This is a genomic window from Streptomyces sp. NPDC055632 (assembly GCF_053618675.1).
Genome location: NZ_JBSHHY010000016.1, coordinates 83,820 through 104,843, shown reverse-complemented (window position 1 = coordinate 104,843; position 21,024 = coordinate 83,820). Strand labels below are relative to the sequence as shown.

Sequence of the window (21,024 nt, the reverse complement as noted above, 5' to 3'; positions counted from 1 at the left end):
GAGTCCGTACGGCCCGGGAGCGGTCGCGTCCCGGCGGCCGTACGGCCTCGTGTCCGGGTCCTACAGGGCGAGGCCGGTCAGGACCAGGACGCGCTCGTAGGTGTAGTCGTCCATCGCGTACTTGACGCCCTCGCGGCCGACGCCGGAGCGCTTGGCGCCGCCGTACGGCATCTGGTCGGCGCGGTACGAGGGGACGTCGCCGACGATCACGCCGCCGACCTCCAGGGCGCGGTGGGCGCGGAAGGCGGCCTGCAGGTCGTGGGTGAAGACGCCGGCCTGGAGGCCGAAGTCGGAGTCGTTGACCGCGGCGAACGCCTCGGCCTCGCCGTCGACCTTCGCGATCGTCAGGACCGGGCCGAAGACCTCGGCGCGGGCCAGGGTGACGCCGGCCGGGAGGTCGGTGAGGACGGTCGGGGCGTAGGTGGCGCCCTCGCGCTTGCCGCCGGCCAGGAGCGTGGCGCCGGCCGCGACGGCCTCGTCCACCCAGGACTCGACGCGCTTGGCGGCGGCCTCGTCGACGAGCGGGCCGACGTCGGTGGCGTCGTCCGCCGGGTCACCGGTGACCTGGGCCTCGACGGCGGCGACGATCTTCGGCAGCAGGCGGTCGTGGACGGAGGAGTCGACGATCACGCGCTGGACGGAGATGCAGGACTGGCCGCCCTGGTAGTTGGAGAAGGTGGCGATGCGGGTCGCCGCCCAGTCCAGGTCGGCCTCGGAGGACCAGTCGGGCAGGACGACGGCCGCGGCGTTGCCGCCGAGCTCCAGGGTGCAGTGCTTGTGCGGCACGGACTCCTGGATGGCGTAGCCGACCGTGTCGGAGCCGGTGAAGGAGATGACCGGGAGGCGCTCGTCCTGGACGAGGGCGGGCATGCGGTCGTTCGGCACGGTGAGGATCGACCAGGAGCCGGCCGGCAGGTCGGTCTCGGCCAGGATCTCGCCCAGGACCAGGGAGGAGATCGGGGTCGACGGGGCCGGCTTGAGGATGATCGGGGCGCCGACGGCGATGGCCGGGGCGACCTTGTGGGCGCTGAGGTTCAGCGGGAAGTTGAACGGCGCGATGCCGAGGACGACGCCCTTGGGGATGCGGCGGGTCAGCGCGAGCCGGCCCACGCCGCCGGCCTCGGTGTCGAGGCGCTGGGCCTCGCCGCCGTTGAAGCGGCGGGCCTCCTCGGCGGCGAAACGGAAGACGGAGACGGCGCGGCCGACCTCGCCGCGGGCCCACTTGATGGGCTTGCCGTTCTCGGCGGAGATCAGCTGGGCGATCTCCTCGGTGCGCTCGGCGAGCCGCTTCGACACGTGGTCGAGGGCGGCGGCGCGGACGTGCGCCGGGGTGGCGGCGAACTCGTCGACGACGGCGTGCGCGGCGGCGACGGCCTCCTCGACCTGGGCCTCGGTGGGCACGCTGACCTTGCCGACCAGACGTCCGTCGTACGAGTTCGTGACGTCGAAGGCGGCCTCGCCGGTGGCCTCGCGGCCGGCGAGCCAGAAGGCGTGGGTGGTCGTCATTGCGTCCCGGCCCTTTCCGTATCGGGGGGTGCGAGCGATTGCTCTCGTGACACGTTAGGGCCGGGGCGGCGGGAGTGGGCTTGTCCGCTGTGGAGTGATGAGGCGGAACCCCTGTCCGAATTGGCCGAAGAAGGCCGGGGCCGTCACCCGGGGGCGTCGGCTCATCTCCTCCGCTCGGTCGACACGATCAGGCAGACGCCGGCCACGACGATCGCGCCGCCGAGGAGGACGGGCCAGGTCAGGGCCTCGTTCAGGACGAGGGCGCCGAGGGCGACCGCGACGACGGGGTTGACGTACGCGTAGGTCGCGACCAGGGAGAGCGGAGCCGCCTGGAGGAGCCAGGCGTACGCGGTGAAGGCGATCAGCGAGCCGAAGACGACCAGGTAGGCGAGGGCCGTCCAGGAGCGGGTGGAGACCTCGGCGAGGTCGAGTCCGTGGTGCTCGCCGCGGAACAGGCCGACGGCGACGCCGGCGAGGCCGCCCGCGACCATCTCGTACGCGCTGGCGGTGAAGGGGTTGGCGGGCATCGGGAGGCGCGAGGAGGTGAAGGAGCCCACGGACCAGCTGAGGGCGGCGACGACCACGAGGAGGACCCCGCCGATGCGCACCTCGCCGGTCAGGCCCGGCAGGGTGAGGACGCCGAGCCCGGCCAGGCCCAGCAGGACGCCGCCGAACGCGCCGGGGCCGGGGCGCTCGCCGGCGGCGGCGCGCAGGAGGACGACCCAGGCGGGGACGACGGCGATGAGGAGCGCGGCGAGGCCGGAGGGGACGGAGGTCTCGGCGAGGACGACGAGGCCGTTGCCGCCGAGGATGAGGAGCAGGCCGACGAGGAGGGCCGAACCGAGCTGCCGGCGGGTGACCTTGAGGGCGGCGGGGCCCTGGCGCCAGGCGATGATCCCGGCGAGCAGCAGTCCGGCGGTGACGAAGCGGGCGCCGCCGGAGAGGAACGGCGGCAGGGTCTCGACGACGACCCGGATGCCGAGGTAGGTGGACCCCCACACGACGTACACGATGCCGAGCGCGGCCCAGACGGCACCGGTGATCCGGCGGGCGGGGGCCGGGGGTGCGGCGGGGAGGGCGGCGCGGGTGCCGGGGGCGGCCGGGTCGACGGCGGGTTCTGTCATGAGCAGGAGAGTAGGGATCAAGGGGCGGTACGGCCAGAAATTTGCCCGAGTCCGGGCAGCGATAGCGGAATTCGGACGGCGGGGGCGGTCGGTGACAGGAATGGAAGGATGAGGAGGACCGCAGAACCGCAAGGGGGAAACGCATGTTCCTGTTCGTGATGTCCGCCGTCCTGGTCCTCGCCCTGGGCGGCTGCGTCTGCGTGGTGTGGGCGGCCCGGGGCGGCCCGCGCTGGACGCGCGGAGTGGCGGCGGTGGTGCTGCTGTGCGGGGAGCTGGTGCGCGCCGGGGGCAGGCGGGGCGGAAGCGGGAACAGGGGGTCGGGGAGCGACAGCTTGGGGGACGGCGGCGGTTCGGACGGGTGAGCGGGGGGCGGGGGCCTGGGCCCGGGTGACGGGGGCCAGGGGCCGGGGGCCGGGGCCCAAAGGACCGAGGCCAGGAGGATCGAAGTCCCTGAGGACTGGAGTCCCGGAGGACCGGAGTCCCGGAGGACCGGAGTCCCGGAGGACCGGAGTCCCGGAGGACCGGAGTCCCGGAGGACCGGAGTCCCGGAGTCCCGGAGTCCCGGAGGACCGGAGTCCCGGAGTCCCGGAGGACCGGAGCCCTGGGCCCTACTCCGTCCCCTCCCCCGTGGCCTTGAGGGCGAGCCACAGCTCCATCCGTACGTCCGGATCGTCCAGGGAGCGGCCCAGGATCTCCTCCACCCGGCGCATCCGGTAGCGCAGGGTGTGCCGGTGGACGCCCAGGTCGGCGGCGGCCGCGTCCCACTGGCCGTGCCGGGAGAGCCAGGCGCGCAGGGAGGCCACGAGGTCGCCGCGGCCGGTGGCGTCGTGGTCGCGCAGCGCCCGGAGCATGCCGTCGGCGAAGGCGCGGACGGCGTCGTCGGCGAGGAGCGGCAGGACCGAGCCCGCCGCCAGGTCCTCGTGCTCGACGAGCGCCCTGCCGCGGCGGCGGGCGACCGAGAGCGCCTGTTCGGCCTGCTTGTACGCGGCGGCGGCCGCGATCGGGCCCGCCGGGGCGGAGAGGCCGACGACGACGCCGGCCTCCTCGGCCTCGCGTTCCGCGTACCCCTCGCAGGCGGTGACGACCGCGCCGCCGTCGGCGGCGAGGACGAGGAGCCGCTGCTCGCCCTCGGGGACGGCGAGGACCGCCTCGCCCGCGCGGGCTGCGGCGGCCTCCAGGGACTCGGCGAGGACGGGGAGGGGCGGTTCGGCGGCCGGTTCGCCGCCGGCGGGTTCGGCGACGAGGATCCGGAAGGGGGCGTCGAGCAGTCCGCCGTACACGTCGCCGGCCACCGCGCGCGCGTGGTCCGGCTGACCGGCGAGCATCATGCGCAGGACGGCGGCGCCGAGGCGCTGCTCGGCGGCCTGGAGGGAACGGGAGCGTTCCGTGGTGAGGGTGAGCAGGGCGATGGCCGAGTGGACGGCGTAGCGCTCGCCGGTGCCGAGGGGGGCGCCGGTGCCGACGGCGAGGGCCCCCCGGACGCGGCGGCCGGTGCCGAGCGACTGGAGTTCGACGCGGTCGTCCGTGTCGCCGACCACGGCGCTGGCGGGGGCGGGGCGTTCGCGCAGCCGCTCCACGTCGGGGGTGAGCCGGGCGGCCCGGCGGGCGGCCCACTCGGGCGAGACGGCGACGGGCTTGCCGGCGGTGTCGTAGAGGGCGGCCCAGCCGTCGACGTGGGCGGCGAGCCGGGCGACGACGGCGTCGGGGCCCTCGGCGAGCGCGGCCCGGGTCAGCTCGCGCTGGACCTCGAAGCCGGCGGTGACGGCGCGGTACTGGTCGGCGGAGATGGCGGCGGAGACGGCCTTGCTGATGGCGAGGAAGGGGGTCCGGCGCGGCACTTCGAGCAGCGGCAGGTGCTCCTCGCGGGCCGCTTCGAGCAGCGCCGCCGGGATCTCCTCGTGGTTCACCCCCACGGCGAACCCGAGCCCGACGACCCCCGCCCCGAGCAGCCGCCGCACGTAGCGGCGCATCGCCTCCGGGTCCTCCGCGTCGAGGGTGAGCGCGGTGGTGAGCAGCAGTTCGCCGCCCTCCATGTACGGCACGGGATCGGCGAGCTCACTGACGTGGGCCCACCAGACGGGGGTGTCGAGACGGTCCTCACCGGCCCGGACGACGAGCTTGAGGGCGGAGTGCTGCACGAGCGAGGCGAGGGTGGGCGGCATTGGGGACCGTCGGACCTTTGGGGAGGGGGGCGCCGCTCAGCCGAGTGGCGCCCCCGATTGTGCCAGGGGTGGGGGGCGGGTGCTCAGTTGCGGAGGTCTACGAGGAGGGGGGGTGTGTGCTCGCCGCGCACATGGGTGAGGGAGAGGACGGCGTGCCCGGGCGGGACGGCGTGGGCGAGGTCGGACGCGGACCAGCGCTGCCGCTCCACCTCCCGTACGGTGACGGCCTCGGCCGTGGCCGCCCGGCCGGTGACCAGTCGCCGCATGAAGTGCAGGGCCTTGGTCAGCGGCTCGTCCGCGACGATCTGCCGGTTGGTGACGTCCCGGGTCTGCACCCACTCGGTGCCCCAGGCCTCGGCGAACCGTCCGCCGTCCCAGGGCGCGATGCCCGCGAAGGCCATCCGACAGCCGACCGAGCCGAGCAGCGGGTCGCGCAGCGTCTCGGACACGTCCTCCAGGCTGCGCAGCGCGAGGACGACGCCCGCGTTGACGGAGCGCAGCCGCTGAAGGGCCCGTACGGAGTCGCCGGTGACGGTGTGGGTGGCGTCGTCGAGGACCAGGCAGGCGAAGAGGGAGCGGTCACGGCGGGCGAGGGCGGCGTCCGTGAACTGGGCGAGCAGCAGTCTGGAGACGATCCGGGAGGCCTCGGCGTGGCCGCGTTCGGGCAGGTCGACGCGGACCCGTAGCGGGTGCTCGATCGCCCTCAGCGAGAACTTCGGCCGGTCTTCGCCCCCGCCGTGTCCGTTCTCCGTGCGGAAGAAGCCGACGAAGGCGGGCCGGTCGAGGAAGGTGATGCGCTCGGCGAGCAGGGTGCCGATGTCGTCGCCGCGGTCGGCCTGCCGTTGCCGTGCATCGAGCTCGCGCAGCTGGGCGGCGTCTCCGGCGACGGCGGCCCGGAGCGCGGCGAGCGCCTCGGGCGCCCCGCCGAGCAGTTCCCGCAGTTCGGGCACGCCGGGGAAGCGTCCGTACGCGGTCAGGAACGGCCCGATCAGCTGGGCGAGCGCGGTGGCGGCCCGGCGGCTGTCGGCGAGCAGGTCTCCCACGAGGGCCTCGGCGAGGACGCGGGCGGCCTCGTCGGGGTCGTCGGCGCCTCCGTAGAGGTCGAGGTCGTGGGTGGACTCGCGCCGCCCGACGGACACGACGACGTCGAAGGCGCCGTCCGGACCGAGCGCGGAGCCCTGGGTGGTGACGGCGACGACGGCGACGCGGTTGGCGAGCGCCTGCAGGCAGAGCGCCTCGACGACGGGCCGCACCAGTCGCACGGTCTTCCCGGATCCGGCGGGGCCGACGGCGAGCAGCGAGGTCCCGAGCACGCCCGGTTCCAGGGCGACGCCGGTGGTGCGCCGGGCGTAGGGGTTGCGCGGGTGGTCGGCGGCGGTGCCGATGAGGACCTGCCCGGTGGCGAGGTCGTGGGTGGCGGTGCGGACGGGCAGGTCGCGCAGCCCGGAGGGGTGTCCGCACGCGGCGGCACCACGGGCGCGCACGGTGTCCGTGAAGGCGACGAGACGGTCGGGGCGGGCCCGTACGCCCTGCCAGGCACGGTGGATCCGGGAGTAGTCGACGTCCCCGAGCGTGCCCTGGCGGGTGACCTCGGCGAGCCGGGCCGCGGCCTCGGTCAGTCCGGCGTCGCGCAGTTCGGGCCACTCCGCGGGGTCGGCGCCCGGTGGGGCCGGCGGGGGCGGGGCGGGAGCCCCGGAGCCGCCGGTTCCGAAGCGCCGCCGCACGGGGGGCCAGGTGCCGGCCCGGGCGACGGCGGCGACGAGGGCGGCGGCCAGGAGCACGTAGTAGACGTTGGAGAGCCAGGTGAGCCAGGTGACCGTGCGGGGCATCTCGCGCCAGACGCCCGGCAGGAGCACGAACAGGGGCCACACGGGGACGCCGTAGCGCTGCCAGATCTCCCGCCAGTTGCCGACGCGGCCGAAGCCGACGGCGAACAGGGCGAGGACGACGGCGTACCAGAGGTAGAGCGCGCCGATGTACCCCTCGAAGTCGGGGCTGTCGGGATTCCGCCAGTCGGAGGGCACGAGCCACAGCATCGGCAGCAGCCACCAGTCGTCGACGAAGATCCATCCCCCCTCCAGGTAGCCGTTCCACAGCAGCGACCAGAGGAGCCAGCCGGAGAGGTACGCGATGAACGCGCCGGTGATCAGCTGACGGCCGGCCACGAGCTCCGGTTCCTGCTCGGGCCGCTCGCGGTGGCCGAGCCGCCAGATGCCGGGGGCGGCGGCGGGACGGGGGATGCGGAGCCATTCGGCGACTCCGAGCCGGGCGGGCGCGTGAGCGGGAGGCGGCGGCGCGGAGGGCGGGACGACGGGGCGCGGACCCGTCCCCGGCTGCGGCGGGGGCGCGGTCTGTCCGGTGTACGGCACGGGGGGCGGTCCCTGGGGCGGGGGGAAGGACGGCGGCCCCGCCGGCCGTGGCACCCCGCCCCCCGTCGTGTCGCGTGACTCGTACGTGCCGTCGGTCTCCATGAACCCCTGCCCCCTGACCAGCCAGGTCGCCGCGTCTGTGCCCTCGTCAATCTAGTGGGCCCGCGCCGCCCCGGAGGGATTTCGACCACCCGTGCGGCCGATCCCCGCCGGTACGCCCCGGCGCGCGGGGCCGGCCGCCTCCCGCGGGGCCCGGACCGCGGAGGAGCGCGGCGTCATGTCCATCCCGGACAACGACACACCCCCCACCACTCCCGATCGGCGCATGCCTCTCCCCCTCCCCCGCGCCTAGCCTGCGGAGGAAACCCACAAGTGCGTCCAGAACACCCCCAGGAGCCCCGCATGAACGCTGTCCCGCAGGAGCGGCGCGTCGTCACCGCCATCCCCGGTCCGAAGTCGCAGGAGCTTCAGGCCCGACGCCTCGACGCGGTCGCCGGTGGCGTGGGCTCCACGCTGCCCGTCTTCACCAAGCGGGCCGGCGGCGGCATCATCGAGGACGTCGACGGCAACCGTCTGATCGACTTCGGCTCCGGCATCGCCGTGACCTCGGTCGGCGCCTCCGCCGAGGCCGTCGTGCGCCGCGCCTCCGCGCAGCTCCAGGACTTCACCCACACCTGTTTCATGGTGACGCCGTACGAGGGTTACGTGGAGGTCTGCGAGGCGCTCGCCGAGCTGACCCCGGGCGACCACGCCAAGAAGTCGGCGCTGTTCAACTCGGGTGCCGAGGCCGTCGAGAACGCGGTCAAGATCGCCCGTTCGTACACCAAGCGCCAGGCGGTCGTCGTCTTCGACCACGGCTACCACGGCCGTACGAACCTGACGATGGCGCTCACCTCGAAGAACATGCCGTACAAGCAGGGCTTCGGGCCGTTCGCGCCCGAGGTCTACCGCGTGCCGGTGGCCTACGGCTACCGCTGGCCCACCGGTGCCGAGAACTGCGGCCCCGAGGCCGCCGCCCAGGCGATCGACCAGATCAGCAAGCAGATCGGCGCCGACAACGTCGCCGCGATCATCATCGAGCCGGTCCTCGGCGAGGGCGGCTTCATCGAGCCGGCCAAGGGCTTCCTGCCGGCGATCGTGAAGTTCGCCAACGACAACGGCATCGTCTTCGTCGCGGACGAGATCCAGTCCGGCTTCTGCCGCACCGGCCAGTGGTTCGCCTGCGAGGACGAGGGCGTCGTCCCGGACCTCATCACCACCGCCAAGGGCATCGCGGGCGGTCTGCCGCTCGCCGCCGTCACCGGCCGCGCCGAGATCATGGACTCCGTCCACGGCGGCGGCCTGGGCGGCACCTACGGCGGCAACCCGGTGGCCTGCGCCGGTGCGCTCGGCTCCATCGAGACGATGAAGGAGCTCGACCTCAACGGGAAGGCCAAGCGCATCGAGGAGGTCATGAAGGCCCGCCTCACCGCGATGCAGGAGAAGTTCCCGGCCATCGGCGACATCCGCGGCCGCGGCGCCATGATCGCCATCGAGCTGGTGAAGGACCCGGCCACCAAGGAGCCGTACGCGGAGGCCGCCGGCGCCCTGGCGAAGGCCTGCCACGCGGAGGGCCTCCTGGTCCTGACCTGCGGCACCTACGGCAACGTGCTCCGCTTCCTGCCGCCGCTGGTCATCGGCGAGGACCTGCTGAACGAGGGCCTCGACATCCTCGAGAACGCGTTCGCCCAGATCTGATCCGCGGGCCCGTGGGGGCCCTGGTGTGAAGACTCTGTGGGGGGCCGATGGCGGGACGCGTTTCCCGCTGTCGGTCCCCCTTCCTCTGGCGTACGGTTCCCACGGATGAGAGAAACACCCCGGGCGGAGCCTCCCCAGCCCCGCCCACACCGTGCCTCCGCGCACGCCGCCGGTGCCTCGTGCCCCGGCACTCCTCACCGATCGGATGGCCGCACGCCCCATACCCCCCGGGGCGCGCGGCAGCCCGGTCCTCCCGGCCGTCCTGGAACCACCCCCCCTGTTCCAGGGCGGCCGGCTCTCTTCTCGGCGCTCGTCGCCTTCGCCGTCGTGACCTGGCAGGTGCTCGTCCACGGCCCCTTGGCCAGGCTCGACGAGCGGGTCTCCCGGGCCCTGGTGGACACGGTTCCCCGGCCCCTGAGCGAGCTCGCCTCCGACCTCGGCAACATGCCCGTCGCCCTGCCCGTCCTCGGCTGCGCGATGGCGTACGCGGTGTGGCGGGGGCGCGGGCGGGCCGCCCTGTGCGCGGGGCTCGCGATGGCCGCCGTACCCCTCCTCGTGGTTCCGCTGAAGGTGTGGACCGCCCGGCCCGGGCCCCTGGAGCCGTGGGCGCACGGCTACTACCCGTCGGGCCACACGGCCACCGCGATGGTGGCCTACTTCGGCGCGGCCCTCCTCGTCTCGAACCGGCTGGTCCCCGTCGCCGCCGTGCTGACGGCGGTGACGGGGACCGGGCTGGTGCTGCGGGGGTATCACTGGCCCCTGGACGTGGTGGCCAGCCTCTGTCTGGGGCTGTGGATCCTGGCCGTCAGCTCCAGTTGTACGAATCGAAGTTCTTCGAGAACTCCCACTGGTTGAAGCGGTCCCAGTTGATGGACCAGGTCATCAGGCCGCGCAGGGCGGGCCAGGTGCCGTGGGTCTGGTACGAGCCGCAGTTCTGCTTCTTCGTCAGGCAGTCCAGGGCCTTGTTGACCTCGGACGGGCTGGTGTGGCCGTTGCCCGCCTGGGTGGAGGCCGGGAGGCCGATGGCGACCTGCTCGGGGCGGAGCGCCGGGAAGACGCGGTCCGTGTTGCCGGCGACCGGGAAGCCGGTGAGGAGCATGTCGGTCATGGCGATGTGGAAGTCGGCGCCGCCCATGGAGTGGTACTGGTTGTCCAGGCCCATGATGGAGCCCGAGTTGTAGTCCTGGACGTGCAGCAGGGTGAGGTCGTCGCGCAGGGCGTGGATGACCGGCAGGTAGGCGCCGGCGCGCGGGTCCTGGCCGCCCCAGGGGCCGGAGCCGTAGTACTGGTAGCCGAGCTGGACGAAGAAGGTCTCCGGGGCCATGGTCAGGACGAACTTCGCGCCGTACTTGGCCTTGAGGGTCTTGACCGCCTGGATCAGGTTGACGATGACCGGGCTGGTCGGGTTCCGGAAGTCGGTGTCGCCGGTCTGGAGCGAGAGGGAGTGGCCCTCGAAGTCGATGTCCAGGCCGTCGAGCCCGTACTCGTCGATGATCTTCGAGACGGAGGTGACGAAGGCGTCGCGGGCGGCCGTCGAGGAGAGCTGGACCTGGCCGTTCTGGCCGCCGATGGAGATGAGGACCTTCTTGCCGGCGGCCTGCTTGGCCTTGATCGCCGCCTTGAACTCCGCCGGCGACTCCACGTTCGGGCACTCGGTGGCCGGGCAGAGGCTGAAGCGGATGTCGCCCGAGGTCACCGAGGTCGGCTCGCCGAAGGCCAGGTTGACGACGTCCCACGAATCGGGGACGTCGGCCATGCGGGTGTAGCCGGAGCCGTTGGCGAAGCTGGCGTGGAGGTAGCCGACGAGGGCGTGCGCGGGCAGGCCCTGGTCGCCGCCGCCCCCGCCGCCGCCGGTCGTGGTCGCGGTGACGGCGGTGGACTTCGGGGACTCGCCCGCCGCGTTCACGGCGCTGACCTGGAAGGTGTACGCGGTGGAGGCGGTCAGGCCGGTCGCGGTGGCGGAGGTGCCGGTGACCGTCTGGATCCTCGTGGCGCCCCGGTAGACGTGGTACGAGGTGGCGCCGGGGACCGCGCTCCAGGTCAGCGGCACGGTGGTGGAGGTCGGGGAGCCGGCCGCGAGCCCGGTGGGGGCGGCGGGGAGCTGGACCGGGTCGCCGCCGGGGCCGTACAGGGAGAGGTCGTCGGCCTGGTAGGCGGGGGTGCCGTACCAGCCGTGGGTGTAGATCGTGACCGAGGTGGTGGAGGGGCCCGTGGTGAAGCCGGTGCTGAGCTTCTGCCAGGCGGGGGCCGAGCCCGTCCAGGTGGAGACGTCGGTGGTGCCGGTGCCGGTGGCGCCCAGGTAGACGTAGCTGCCGCGGACCCAGCCGCTGAGCGTGTACGTGGAGTTGGGCTTCACGGTGACGGTCTGGGAGCAGCGGGCGTTGTCGCTGCCGGCCGGGGTGGCCTGGAGCGCCTTCGTGCCGCCGTGCACGGGCGACGTGACGACGGCGCCGCTGCCCGCCGTACAGGTCCAGCCGTCGAGTCCGGCCTCGAAGCCGCCGTTGCGGGCGAGTTCGGCGTCGGCGGCCTGGGCCGCGGGGGTGAGCGCGAGGAGCCCTCCGGCGGCGAGGGCGCCCGCCAGGGTCAGGGTGAGGGATCTGGAGCGGGCCACGACTGCCTCCGGGAAGGGGAGATGGAGCGGTGGGGGAATCGAAGGGAGCGCGCCACAGCATGGTCCAGACCAATCGAGTGGTCAAGACCTCTGTCCGCGCGGCTCCTTCGCTCAGCCCCCGTCCACCACCCCCTCCCCCCGGGCCAGTCGGCCCGCCGCCTCGTGCATCGCCAGCTCCAGGAGCGCGGCGTCGGTGAGGGCTCCGGTGCCGTCCGGGACCACCAGCCAGCGCACCGCGCCGGACGCCCGGCCCGGATGCGGGACGACGATCCAGGTCCCGGCGCCCGCGCTGCGGATCCCGGTGCCGAGCCAGCGGGCGGCGGTGCCCGGCGGGACGAAGAAGCCCATCCGGGCGTCGCCGAAGTCGGCCAGGACCGGGCCCGGCCGGCCCACCAGGCGGGTCAGCACGTCGAGCGTGGGATAGCCGAGTCCGGCCGGCAGGATCAGCACGTCCCACCGCACGCCGGCGGGCAGCAGCGCGACCCCGTGCGGGCTGCGCTCCCACTCCCAGCGGCACGCGTCGGGATCGGGCGCGGCCGAGAGCAGCCACTCCACCGCACTCCTGGCGCCCGTGGCCCCCGTACCAGTCATCGTGACGTCCTCTCTCCGTGTGGACACGGTGTCCACACGGAGAGAGCGGGGAGGACGGCTTCTCTTACGCGGTTTCGGCTACCCGTCGGCTGTGACGTACGTCACGCGACGGGTTCAGCTGTCGAAGCCCAGGCCCAGGCGGTCCATCGCCTTCAGCCACAGGTTCCGCCGGCCGCCGTTCTCGTCGGCGCGGGCGAGGGACCACTTGGTGAGGCCGATGCCGGCCCAGGCGACCGGCTCGGGCGGGAACGGCAGCGGCTTGGAGCGGACCATCTCCAGCTCGGTCCGCTCGGTGCGCTCCCCCGCGAGCAGGTCGAGCATCACGTCGGCGCCGAAGCGGGTGGCGCCGACGCCGAGGCCGGTGAACCCGGCCGCGTACGCCACCTTCCCCTTGTGCGCCGTGCCGAAGAAGGCCGAGAAGCGGGAGCAGGTGTCGATCGCCCCGCCCCAGGCGTGGCTGAAGCGGAGCCCTTCGAGCTGCGGGAAGCAGTGGAAGAAGTGCTCGGCCAGCTTGAGGTACGTCTCGGGGCGGTGGTCCCTCTCGGCGCTGACCTTGCCGCCGAAGGGGTAGATCGCGTCGTAGCCGCCCCACAGGATCCGGTGGTCGGCGGTGATCCGGAAGTAGTGGAACTGGTTGGCGGAGTCGCCGAGCCCCTGCCGGTTCTTCCAGCCGATCGAGGCGAGCTGCTCGGCGCTGAGCGGCTCGGTCGTCAGGGCGTAGTCGTAGACCGGGACCGTGTAGGCCCGGACCCGCTTGACCAGGGACGGGAAGACGTTGGTGCCGAGCGCGACCCGGCGGGCGAGGACCCTGCCGTACGGGGTGCGCACGCCCGTGCCGGCGCCGACGGAGACCAGGTCAAGGCCGGGGGTGTTCTCGTAGATCCGGACGCCCAGGCCCAGACAGGCCCGCTTGAGGCCCCAGGCCAGCTTGGCGGGGTTCAGCATGGCGACGCCGCGGCGGTCCCAGAGGCCGCCGAGGAAGGTCGGCGAGTCGACCTCGGCGCGCACCGCGTCCCGGTCGAGGAGGTCGACGCCGTCGGCGAGGCCGAGCCGGTCGAGCTCCCCGTACACCTCGTGGAGCTCCTCGACCTGGTACGGCTCGGTGGCCACGTCGATCTCGCCGGTGCGCTCGAAGTCGCAGTCCAGGGAGTAGCGGACGACGGCCTCCTCGATGGCGTCGAGGTTCCGCTCGCCCAGCTCCTCCAGCTTCGGCAGCTCGCCCGGCCAGCGGGCGAGACCGTTGCCGAAGCCGTGGGTGAGGGAGGCCGCGCAGAAGCCCCCGTTGCGGCCCGAGGCGGCCCAGCCCACCTCGCGCCCCTCGATCAGGACGACGTCCCGGGAGGGGTCGCGCTCCTTGGCGAGGAGCGCGGTCCACAGGCCGCTGTAGCCGCCGCCGACCACGAGGAGGTCGCACTTCTCGGTGCCGGTGAGGGCGGGCAGGGCTCCGGGCTTGCCGGGGTCTTCCAGCCAGAAGGGGACGGGCTGGGCGTCGGAGAGAGATTGGGCGGCGAGACGCATGGCGACTGGGGCCATGGTTTCCAACTCCTTCGGTGCCTGGGCGGCCTTCGCTCAGGCTGTTGCTGTTTTCTTGCGCCGGTTCGTAATGATTTGCCCGGCCATGACCACCAGTACCGCGAGGACGAACATCGCGGTGCCGATGACGTTGATCTGAACGGGTGTGCCACGCTGCGCCGAGCCCCAGACGAACATGGGGAAGGTGACCGTGGAGGGTCCCGCGTTGAAGTTGGTGATGATGAAGTCGTCGAACGAGAGCGCGAAGGCGAGCAGCGCGCCGGCGGCGATGCCGGGGGCGGCGATCGGCAGGGTGACGCGCAGGAAGGTCTGCGCGGGCCCCGCGTAGAGGTCGCGGGCGGCCTCCTCAAGGCGCGGGTCCATGGACATGACCCGGGCCTTGACCGCCGTCACGACGAACGACAGGCAGAAGGTGATGTGGGCGATCAGGACCGTCCAGAAGCCCAGCTCGATCCCCATGTTGAGGAAGAGGGTGAGCAGCGAGGCGGCCATGACGACCTCGGGCATCGCCATCGGCAGGAAGATCAGCGAGTTGATCGCGCCGCGCGCCCGGAAGCGGTAGCGGACCAGCGCGAAGGCGATCGCCGTGCCGAGGACGACGGCGCCGAGGGTGGCCCAGGCGGCGAGCTGGAGCGAGAGCGACAGCGACTGGCACATGTCGGCGACGCCGCAGGGGTCCTTCCAGGCGTCCAGGGAGAACTTCTGCCAGGAGTAGTTGAAGCGCCCGTTCGGCTTGTTGAACGAGAACGCCATCACGACGAGGTTCGGCAGGATCATGTACGCGAGCGTCAGCAGGCCCGCGACGACGACGAGGTTCTTGCGGATCCAGCGCATCAGACGAGGTCCTCCGTTCCGGCGCGGCGGATGTAGACGGTGACCATGACCAGGACGATCGCCATGAGGATGAAGGAGAGCGCGGCGGCCGTCGGGTAGTCGAGGACCCGCAGGAACTGCGACTGGATGACGTTGCCGACCATCTTGGTGTCGGTCGAGCCGAGCAGTTCGGAGTTCACGTAGTCGCCGCTCGCCGGGATGAAGGTGAGCAGGGTGCCGGAGACGACGCCGGGCATCGACAGCGGGAAGGTCACCTTGCGGAAGGTGGTCGCCGGGGAGGCGTACAGGTCCTGCGCGGCTTCGTGGAGGCGCCCGTCGATCCGCTCCAGGGAGGTGTAGAGGGGCAGGATCATGAAGGGCAGGAAGTTGTACGTGAGGCCGCAGACGACCGCCATCGGGGTGGCGAGCACGCGGTCGCCCTCGGTCCAGCCGAGCCAGCTCGTCACGTCGAGGACGTGCAGCGCGTTCAGCGCGTCGACCACGACGCTGTCGTCCGCCAGGATCGTCTTCCACGCCAGGGTCCGGATGAGGAAGCTGGTGAAGAAGGGGGCGATGACCAGGACGAGGACCAGGTTGCGCCAGCGGCCGGCCCGGAAGGCGATCAGGTACGCGAGCGGGTAGCCGAGCAGCAGGCAGAGGACGGTCGCGGTCCCGGCGTAGAGCAGGGAGCGGACGAACTGCGGCCAGTACTCCTGGAGGGCCTCCCAGTAGGTCGGGAAGTGCCAGGTGACCTGGAAGCCGGCTTCGAGGGAGCCGGTCTGGACCGAGGTGGAGGCCTGGTAGACCAGCGGCAGCGCGAAGAAGACGAGCAGCCAGACGATGCCGGGGAGCAGCAGCCAGTAGGGGACGAGCCGCTTGCGGGTGGCGGGCTTGCGCAGAACCGGTTCCTCGGCCGACTCCGGCGCCTCTTTCGTGAGAACGGGGGCGCTCATCCGGCGTCCTCCACGCTCTCCACGCCCGCGTCGATGGCCTGGTCCGCGTCGAGCCCGAACGTATGGGCCGGGTTCCAGTGCAGGACCACCTCGGCGCCCGGGACGAGCCGGGTGTCGCGCTCGATGTTCTGCTCGTACACCTGGAGCTCCGCGCCCGCCGGGCTGTTCACCACGTACTGGGTGGAGACGCCGATGAAGGAGGAGTCGGCGATCCGTCCGGTGACGCGGTTGCGGCCGTCGGCTATCGCGCCGGCGTCGTCCGCGTGCGTGAGGGAGATCTTCTCGGGGCGGACGCCCACGAGCAGCTTGCCGCCCGCCCGGACGGCGGGGGTACAGCGGTCGCCGGGGAGGCGGAGCTTGCCGCCGCCCGCCGCGACGAGCACCTCGGAACCGGTCTCCAGGACCTCGGCCCCGATGAGGTTGGAGGTGCCGAGGAAGTTGGCGACGAAGGTGGTCCGCGGGTTCTCGTACAGGTCGGCGGGGGCGCCGAGCTGCTCGACCCGGCCGCCGTTCATCACCGCGACCTGGTCGGCCATGGTCATGGCCTCCTCCTGGTCGTGGGTGACGTGCACGAAGGTGATGCCGACCTCGGTCTGGATCCGCTTGAGCTCCAGCTGCATCTGGCGGCGCAGCTTGAGGTCGAGGGCGCCGAGCGGCTCGTCGAGGAGGAGGACCTGCGGGTGGTTGATGAGGGCGCGGGCCACGGCGACGCGCTGCTGCTGGCCGCCGGAGAGCTGGTGCGGCTTGTGCCGGGCCTTGTCGCCGAGCTGGACGAGCTCCAGCATCTCGTCGACCTGCTTCTTGACCGACTTGATGCCGCGGCGGCGCAGGCCGAAGGCGATGTTCTCGGTGATGTCCATGTGCGGGAAGAGCGCGTAGGACTGGAAGACGGTGTTGACCGGCCGCTTGTAGGGCGGGAGGTCGGTGACGTCGGTGTCGCCGAGGAAGACGGTGCCGGTGCTGGGGTCCTCCAGGCCGGCGATCATGCGCAGGGTGGTGGTCTTGCCGCAGCCGGAGGCGCCGAGGAGGGCGAAGAAGGAGCCCTGCGGGACGGTCAGGTCGAGCGGGTGGACGGCGGTGAAGGAGCCGTACGTCTTGCTGATCCCGGTGAGACGGACGTCGCCGCCGCCAGTGTTCTTTCCGGTGTGAGCAGTCTTGTCAGTCATGGGTCGTGGTCCCGGGGGAGTGAGAGGGGTGGACGAGGCCGGACTCAGGCGCCGATGAGCTTGGCGAACTTCTCCTCGTACGCCGTCTCCTCCGCGCCGGTGAGCGAGCGGAAGGCGCGCGACTTCTTCGCCATGGCCTTGTCGGGGAGGATCAGCGTGTTGTCCGCGAGTTCGGGGTCGATCCTGGCGAGCTCGTCCTTCACCCCGTCGACGGGGCAGACGTAGTTGATGTACGCGGCGAGCTGCGCGGCGACGGGGAGCTCGTAGTAGTGGTCGATGAGCTTCTCGGCGTTGGTCTTGTGCCGGGACTGCGCGGGGACGAGCAGGTTGTCGGTGGAGGTGATGTAGCCGGCCGCCGGTATGGCGTAGCGGATGTCGGGGTTGTCCGCCTGGAGCTGGATGACGTCGCCGGCCCAGGCGAGACAGGCGGCTATGTCGCCCTTGTCGAGGTCGGACGTGTAGTCGTTGCCGGTGAAGCGGCGTATCTGCTTCTTGTCGACGCCCTTCTGGAGGCGGCCGACCGCCGCGTCGAAGTCGGCGTCCGTGAAGGCGCCCGGGTCCTTGCCGAGGTCGAGCAGGGTCATGCCGACGGTGTCGCGCATCTCGGTGAGGAAGCCGACCCGGCCCTTGAGCGAGGGGTCGTCCAGGAGCTGGGTGACCGAGTCGACCTTCTTCCCGCCGGTCGCCTTGACGTTGTACGCGATGACGGTGGAGATGCCGGTCCAGGGGTACGAGTGGGCGCGGCCCGGGTCCCAGTCGGGGTTGCGGAACTGGGCGGAGAGGTTGGTGTAGGCGTGGGGGAGGTTCGCGGGGTCGAGCTTCTGCACCCAGCCGAGCCGGATCATCCGGGCGGCGAGCCAGTCGGTGACGCATATGAGGTCGCGGCCGGTGTCCTGGCCGGCGGCGAGCTGCGGCTTGATCTTGCCGAAGAACTCGACGTTGTCGTTGATGTCCTCGGTGTACTTGACCTTGATCCCGGTGCGCTTCTCGAACGCCTCCAGGGTGGGGCGGGACTTCTCGTCCTCGCTGACGTCCATGTACTCGGTCCAGTTGGAGAAGGCGACGGTCTTCTCCTTGGCCGAGTCGTCGGTGGAGGCGGTGCCCTGGCCCTCCCGCTTGGCGGGCGGGATGCCGCAGGCGCTCAGGGACGCGAGGCCGCCGGCGGTGAGCGCGCCGACGCCGCCCGCGCGCAGCACCGAACGGCGGCTGAGGGCGCCCCGGCCGCTCGTCAGGCTGCGCCGTATCGCCGCGAGCTGGGCGGCGGAGAGGCGGTCGGGCTCGTACTGCTCCATGCGCTGTGCCCTTTCGGGAGGGTTGCGTCGCCGGTCGGGCGACGGTCGGCTATCGGTCCCCGAAGATCGTGCGGTGCCAGTCCTTCGCGGCGACCGCGGTGTTGTCGTACATGACGTGCTTGACCTGCGTGTACTCCTCGAAGGAGTACACCGACATGTCCTTCCCGTAGCCCGAGGCCCGGGTTCCCCCGTGGGGCATCTCGCTGATGATCGGGATGTGGTCGTTGACCCAGACGCAGCCGGCCTTGATCTCCCGGGTGGCCCGTCCCGTCCGGTAGACGTCGCGGCTCCAGGCGGAGGCGGCGAGGCCGTAGGGGGTGTCGTTGGCGAGCCGGATGCCCTCGTCGTCGGTGTCGAAGGGCAGGGCCACCAGGACCGGGCCGAAGATCTCCGACTGCACGACCTCGCTGTCCTGCGCGGCGCCGGTGATCAAGGTCGGACGGTAGTAGGCGCCGTCCTTCAGGTCCCCGCCGGGGGCCTCCCCGCCGGTGACGACGGTGGCGTAGCCGCGGGCGCGGTCGACGAAGCCGGCGACCCGGTCGCGCTGGGCGTGGCTGATCAGCGGGCCGAGGTCGGTGTCCGGGGCGAAGGGGTCGCCGAGCCGTACGGACTCCATGAGTTCGGCGACGCGGGTGGTGAAGGCGTCGAAGAGCGGGCGCTGGACGTACGCGCGCGTGGCGGCGGTGCAGTCCTGGCCGCTGTTGATGAGGGAGGCGGCGACGGCGCCGTGGGCGGCGGCCTCCAGGTCGGCGTCGTCGAAGACGACGAAGGGGGCCTTGCCTCCGAGTTCGAGGTGGAGGCGCTTGACGGTGGCGGTGGCGATCTCGGCGACCCGCTTGCCGACCGGGGTGGAGCCGGTGAAGGAGGTCATGACGACGTCGGGGTGGCCGACGAGGTGCTCGCCGACGGTCCGGCCCGCGCCGTTGACGATGTTGATCACGCCGTCGGGGATGCCGGCGTCGGTCGCGGCCTGCGCGAACATCAACGAGGTGAGCGGGGTGAGCTCGGCCGGCTTCAGGACGATCGTGTTGCCGGCGGCGATGGCCGGGAGGATCTTCCAGGCGGCCATCTGGAGGGGGTAGTTCCAGGGGGCGATGGAGCCGACGACGCCGAGGGGCTCGCGCCGCACGTAGGAGGTGTGGTCGCCGGAGTACTCGGCGGCGGCCTGGCCCTGGAGGTGGCGGGCGGCCCCGGCGAAGAAGGCGGTGTTGTCGACCGTGCCGGGCACGTCGAACTCGGTGGTGAGCTTCAGCGGCTTGCCGCACTGGAGGGACTCGGCGCGGGCGAAGTCCTCGGCCCGCTCGGCGAGGACGCCGGCGAAGCGGTGCAGGGCGTCGGAGCGCTCGCCGGGGGTGGCGCCCGCCCAGCCCGGGAAGGCGGCCTTGGCGGCGGCGACGGCCGCGTCCACGTCGGCGGTGGAGGCGAGCGCGTAGGTATGGACGGTCTTCCCGGTCGCCGGGTCGATCACGTGGTGGTCCTCGCCGGACGTTCCGGGGCGGAGCTCGCCGCCGATGTACTGTGCGCCGTCCGCGAAGCGGTCCGTCACCTGGAAGCGGTTGCCCATGACGCTCTCCGTTGTCCCAGCTCGAATTGAGTGCCGATCCTGACAGAGGGACGACTACCCAACAAGTGATTCCGTTGTTGCCTTTTGGTTACGCGACGGATTCGGTCGACCATGTGTCGAGGCCGCCGGAAAATCTCCGTACGGAGTGTCCGTGGCGAATGCCAGACTCGCATGCATGAGCGCGATCGAGGAGCTGACACAGCAGGTCAGCAGGGGTGACAGGGTGAAGTGGCTGCACTTCTGGGGTCACCGTCCGCACCCGGACGGACACCTCTCGGCGAGCTGTCTGAGCCAGTGGTGGCCGTCGCCCTTCGTGGTCGACGGGGTGGCCTACGCGACCGCCGAGCACTGGATGATGGCGGCCAAGGCCCGGCTCTTCGGGGACGCGGACGCCGAGCGGGCCGCGCTGACCGCCCGCACCCCGGCGGAGGCCAAGAACGCGGGCCGGCTGGTGCGGGACTTCGACGACGCGGTGTGGGAGCGGGAGCGGTTCGGGATCGTCGTCGAGGGGAGCGTCCACAAGTTCTCGTCGAGCGGCGCCCTGCGCGCGTATCTGCTCGGCACCGGCGGCCGGGTCCTGGTGGAGGCCAGTCCGGTGGACCGGATCTGGGGCATCGGACTCGCCGCGACCGACCCCGGCGCCCATGACCCGGCCCGCTGGCGCGGCCTCAACCTCCTGGGCTTCGCCCTCATGGAGGCGCGGGAGCGGCTCCGGGACTCCTGACGCCTGAGGGGAAGGGCCCCGGGGCTCCTGACACCGAAGGGGAAGGGCCCCGGGACTCCTGACGCCGAAGGGGAAGGGCTCCGGGGCTCCTGACGCCGAAGGGGAAGGGCTCCAAGGCTCCTGACACCGAAGGGGAAGGGCCCCGCACCGGAAGCCGGTGCGGGGCCCTCACCCGTGTGTACGGGGAGCCTCAGCGGGTGATCTCCAGCACCAGGGACGACGCGAACGGGTCCTCGTCGTAGCTGCCGGAGTCCTCGAAGGTCGAGGGGTCCTGGGCGATCGCCCAGATGAAGAAGCCGAGGAAGACCGCGCCGATCAGGGTGCCGATGGCGCCGAGCACGATGCCGGCGACCGCCATGCCCCGGTTCGTCGCCTCGCCCCGGCCCGCCTTCTTCACCCCGATGATGCCGAGGATCAGGGCCAGGATGCCGAGGAGCGCCCCCAGGCCGTACAGGCAGAAGCCCGCGACCGAGATGATGCCGAGCACCATCGCCGCCGTGCCCATGCCGTTGGAGGGGGGCTGCTGCCAGCCGGGCTGGCCGCCGTATCCCGGGTATCCGGGGTAGCCGTACCCGGAGGTGGTCATGGGCGTCGGGGCCGTCGGGTAGCCGTAGCCCCCGGAGGTGTCCGCCGGATAGCCGTACGCGCCGGGCGCCGCCGGGCCGCCGGGCGCGACCGGGGGCGGCGGGACGTCGCCGCCGGGGCCGGGCGCCGCCGGCATGGACGTGACGGTCTGCTGGTCGTGCACCGGCGGGGGCGACGGCGCCGCCGGCTTGCTCAGTTCCACCCCGTCGCGGTTCGGCGGAGCCCACGGGTCCGCCGGGTCGTAGCCGCCCGGCTGCTGGTCTCGGTTGTCAGACATGGGCCTCCCCCATCGTG

Annotated in this window: 17 protein-coding genes; 4 read left to right on the top strand and 13 right to left on the bottom strand. The window is 72.5% G+C overall.

The features are described 5' to 3' along the window. Positions 1-60: 60 nt before the first annotated feature. Together ACWGSR_RS21445 and ACWGSR_RS21440 are read right to left on the bottom strand one after the other, a co-directional pair. The gene (locus ACWGSR_RS21445; RefSeq protein ID WP_376233483.1) at positions 61-1,506 is read right to left on the bottom strand and encodes an aldehyde dehydrogenase family protein; all 1,446 of its coding nucleotides are present in this window, start codon (positions 1,504-1,506) and stop codon (positions 61-63) included. A gap of 161 nt (positions 1,507-1,667) precedes the next feature. After that, positions 1,668-2,630: an EamA family transporter gene (locus tag ACWGSR_RS21440; protein ID WP_453568202.1), complete on the bottom strand. Its 963-nt coding sequence runs from the start codon at positions 2,628-2,630 to the stop codon at positions 1,668-1,670. Positions 2,631-2,773: 143 nt separating this feature from the next. On the opposite strand from ACWGSR_RS21440, the gene ACWGSR_RS21435 reads away from it, so the two are divergent. Beyond that, positions 2,774-2,992 (top strand): hypothetical protein, encoded by a 219-nt coding sequence (locus ACWGSR_RS21435; protein WP_453568200.1) that lies wholly within the window; start codon positions 2,774-2,776, stop codon positions 2,990-2,992. A 246-nt stretch (positions 2,993-3,238) separates the two neighbouring features. On the opposite strand, the gene ACWGSR_RS21430 is transcribed toward ACWGSR_RS21435, so the two are convergent. Continuing rightward, entirely contained in the window at positions 3,239-4,792 is a 1,554-nt protein-coding gene (locus ACWGSR_RS21430; protein ID WP_453568198.1) for a PucR family transcriptional regulator, read from the bottom strand. Between the two features lie 83 nt (positions 4,793-4,875). Then, positions 4,876-7,263 (bottom strand): ATP/GTP-binding protein, encoded by a 2,388-nt coding sequence (locus ACWGSR_RS21425; RefSeq protein ID WP_453568196.1) that lies wholly within the window; start codon positions 7,261-7,263, stop codon positions 4,876-4,878. Positions 7,264-7,563: 300 nt separating this feature from the next. Here ACWGSR_RS21425 and gabT point away from each other — a divergent pair, with 300 nt between their 5' ends. Both gabT and ACWGSR_RS21415 read left to right on the top strand, forming a co-directional pair. Beyond that, positions 7,564-8,898, top strand: a complete 1,335-nt coding sequence (gene gabT / locus ACWGSR_RS21420; protein WP_376233470.1) for a 4-aminobutyrate--2-oxoglutarate transaminase — start codon at positions 7,564-7,566, stop codon at positions 8,896-8,898. Positions 8,899-9,003: 105 nt separating this feature from the next. Next, on the top strand, positions 9,004-9,753 hold the full coding sequence (locus ACWGSR_RS21415) for a phosphatase PAP2 family protein (RefSeq protein WP_453568194.1): 750 nt from the start codon (positions 9,004-9,006) through the stop codon (positions 9,751-9,753). On the opposite strand, the gene ACWGSR_RS21410 is transcribed toward ACWGSR_RS21415, so the two are convergent. The 8 genes from ACWGSR_RS21410 to ACWGSR_RS21375 all read right to left on the bottom strand — a co-directional run bounded on the left by ACWGSR_RS21410 (position 9,704) and on the right by ACWGSR_RS21375 (position 19,421). Next, on the bottom strand, positions 9,704-11,509 hold the full coding sequence (locus ACWGSR_RS21410; protein ID WP_453568192.1) for a chitinase: 1,806 nt from the start codon (positions 11,507-11,509) through the stop codon (positions 9,704-9,706). The two genes, ACWGSR_RS21415 and ACWGSR_RS21410, sit on opposite strands and share 50 nt — an antisense overlap. Before the next feature lie 111 nt (positions 11,510-11,620). Continuing rightward, the gene (locus tag ACWGSR_RS21405) at positions 11,621-12,100 is read right to left on the bottom strand and encodes a hypothetical protein (protein WP_453568190.1); all 480 of its coding nucleotides are present in this window, start codon (positions 12,098-12,100) and stop codon (positions 11,621-11,623) included. A 114-nt stretch (positions 12,101-12,214) separates the two neighbouring features. Then, positions 12,215-13,633, bottom strand: coding sequence for an NAD(P)/FAD-dependent oxidoreductase (locus ACWGSR_RS21400; protein WP_453568188.1), 1,419 nt, complete (start codon positions 13,631-13,633; stop codon positions 12,215-12,217). 36 nt (positions 13,634-13,669) lie between these two features. Then, a complete protein-coding gene (locus ACWGSR_RS21395) occupies positions 13,670-14,467 on the bottom strand; it encodes an ABC transporter permease (RefSeq protein ID WP_376233458.1) in 798 nt (265 codons plus the stop codon). Beyond that, positions 14,467-15,399 (bottom strand): ABC transporter permease, encoded by a 933-nt coding sequence (locus tag ACWGSR_RS21390; RefSeq protein ID WP_453568186.1) that lies wholly within the window; start codon positions 15,397-15,399, stop codon positions 14,467-14,469. Before ACWGSR_RS21390 ends, ACWGSR_RS21395 begins: the two co-directional genes overlap by 1 nt. Then, positions 15,396-16,565, bottom strand: a complete 1,170-nt coding sequence (locus tag ACWGSR_RS21385; RefSeq protein ID WP_453568184.1) for an ABC transporter ATP-binding protein — start codon at positions 16,563-16,565, stop codon at positions 15,396-15,398. Before ACWGSR_RS21385 ends, ACWGSR_RS21390 begins: the two co-directional genes overlap by 4 nt. Before the next feature lie 44 nt (positions 16,566-16,609). Then, positions 16,610-17,857, bottom strand: coding sequence for a polyamine ABC transporter substrate-binding protein (locus ACWGSR_RS21380; RefSeq protein ID WP_453568182.1), 1,248 nt, complete (start codon positions 17,855-17,857; stop codon positions 16,610-16,612). A gap of 49 nt (positions 17,858-17,906) precedes the next feature. Then, positions 17,907-19,421: a gamma-aminobutyraldehyde dehydrogenase gene (locus tag ACWGSR_RS21375; protein ID WP_453568180.1), complete on the bottom strand. Its 1,515-nt coding sequence runs from the start codon at positions 19,419-19,421 to the stop codon at positions 17,907-17,909. Positions 19,422-19,596: 175 nt separating this feature from the next. Between ACWGSR_RS21375 and ACWGSR_RS21370 the strand changes: the two genes are divergently transcribed. Further along, the gene (locus ACWGSR_RS21370) at positions 19,597-20,145 is read left to right on the top strand and encodes an NADAR family protein (RefSeq protein WP_453568178.1); all 549 of its coding nucleotides are present in this window, start codon (positions 19,597-19,599) and stop codon (positions 20,143-20,145) included. Positions 20,146-20,335: 190 nt separating this feature from the next. Here the strand turns inward: ACWGSR_RS21370 and ACWGSR_RS21365 are convergent, their stop codons facing one another. Beyond that, positions 20,336-21,007, bottom strand: a complete 672-nt coding sequence (locus ACWGSR_RS21365) for a DUF4190 domain-containing protein (protein WP_376233445.1) — start codon at positions 21,005-21,007, stop codon at positions 20,336-20,338. Positions 21,008-21,024 lie beyond the last annotated feature (17 nt).

Bases quoted from the DNA above. Each gene is read 5' to 3' on its own strand.
- ACWGSR_RS21395 (WP_376233458.1), bottom strand. From the start codon at position 14,467: ATGCGCTGGATCCGCAAGAACCTCGTCGTCGTCGCGGGCCTGCTGACG.
- ACWGSR_RS21375 (WP_453568180.1), bottom strand. From the start codon at position 19,421: ATGGGCAACCGCTTCCAGGTGACGGACCGCTTCGCGGACGGCGCACAG.
- ACWGSR_RS21440 (WP_453568202.1), bottom strand. From the start codon at position 2,630: ATGACAGAACCCGCCGTCGACCCGGCCGCCCCCGGCACCCGCGCCGCC.
- ACWGSR_RS21405 (WP_453568190.1), bottom strand. From the start codon at position 12,100: ATGACTGGTACGGGGGCCACGGGCGCCAGGAGTGCGGTGGAGTGGCTG.
- ACWGSR_RS21370 (WP_453568178.1), top strand. From the start codon at position 19,597: ATGAGCGCGATCGAGGAGCTGACACAGCAGGTCAGCAGGGGTGACAGG.
- ACWGSR_RS21385 (WP_453568184.1), bottom strand. From the start codon at position 16,565: ATGACTGACAAGACTGCTCACACCGGAAAGAACACTGGCGGCGGCGAC.
- ACWGSR_RS21390 (WP_453568186.1), bottom strand. From the start codon at position 15,399: ATGAGCGCCCCCGTTCTCACGAAAGAGGCGCCGGAGTCGGCCGAGGAA.
- ACWGSR_RS21415 (WP_453568194.1), top strand. From the start codon at position 9,004: ATGAGAGAAACACCCCGGGCGGAGCCTCCCCAGCCCCGCCCACACCGT.
- ACWGSR_RS21400 (WP_453568188.1), bottom strand. From the start codon at position 13,633: ATGGCCCCAGTCGCCATGCGTCTCGCCGCCCAATCTCTCTCCGACGCC.
- ACWGSR_RS21380 (WP_453568182.1), bottom strand. From the start codon at position 17,857: ATGGAGCAGTACGAGCCCGACCGCCTCTCCGCCGCCCAGCTCGCGGCG.
- gabT (WP_376233470.1), top strand. From the start codon at position 7,564: ATGAACGCTGTCCCGCAGGAGCGGCGCGTCGTCACCGCCATCCCCGGT.
- ACWGSR_RS21425 (WP_453568196.1), bottom strand. From the start codon at position 7,263: ATGGAGACCGACGGCACGTACGAGTCACGCGACACGACGGGGGGCGGG.
- ACWGSR_RS21445 (WP_376233483.1), bottom strand. From the start codon at position 1,506: ATGACGACCACCCACGCCTTCTGGCTCGCCGGCCGCGAGGCCACCGGC.
- ACWGSR_RS21430 (WP_453568198.1), bottom strand. From the start codon at position 4,792: ATGCCGCCCACCCTCGCCTCGCTCGTGCAGCACTCCGCCCTCAAGCTC.
- ACWGSR_RS21435 (WP_453568200.1), top strand. From the start codon at position 2,774: ATGTTCCTGTTCGTGATGTCCGCCGTCCTGGTCCTCGCCCTGGGCGGC.
- ACWGSR_RS21365 (WP_376233445.1), bottom strand. From the start codon at position 21,007: ATGTCTGACAACCGAGACCAGCAGCCGGGCGGCTACGACCCGGCGGAC.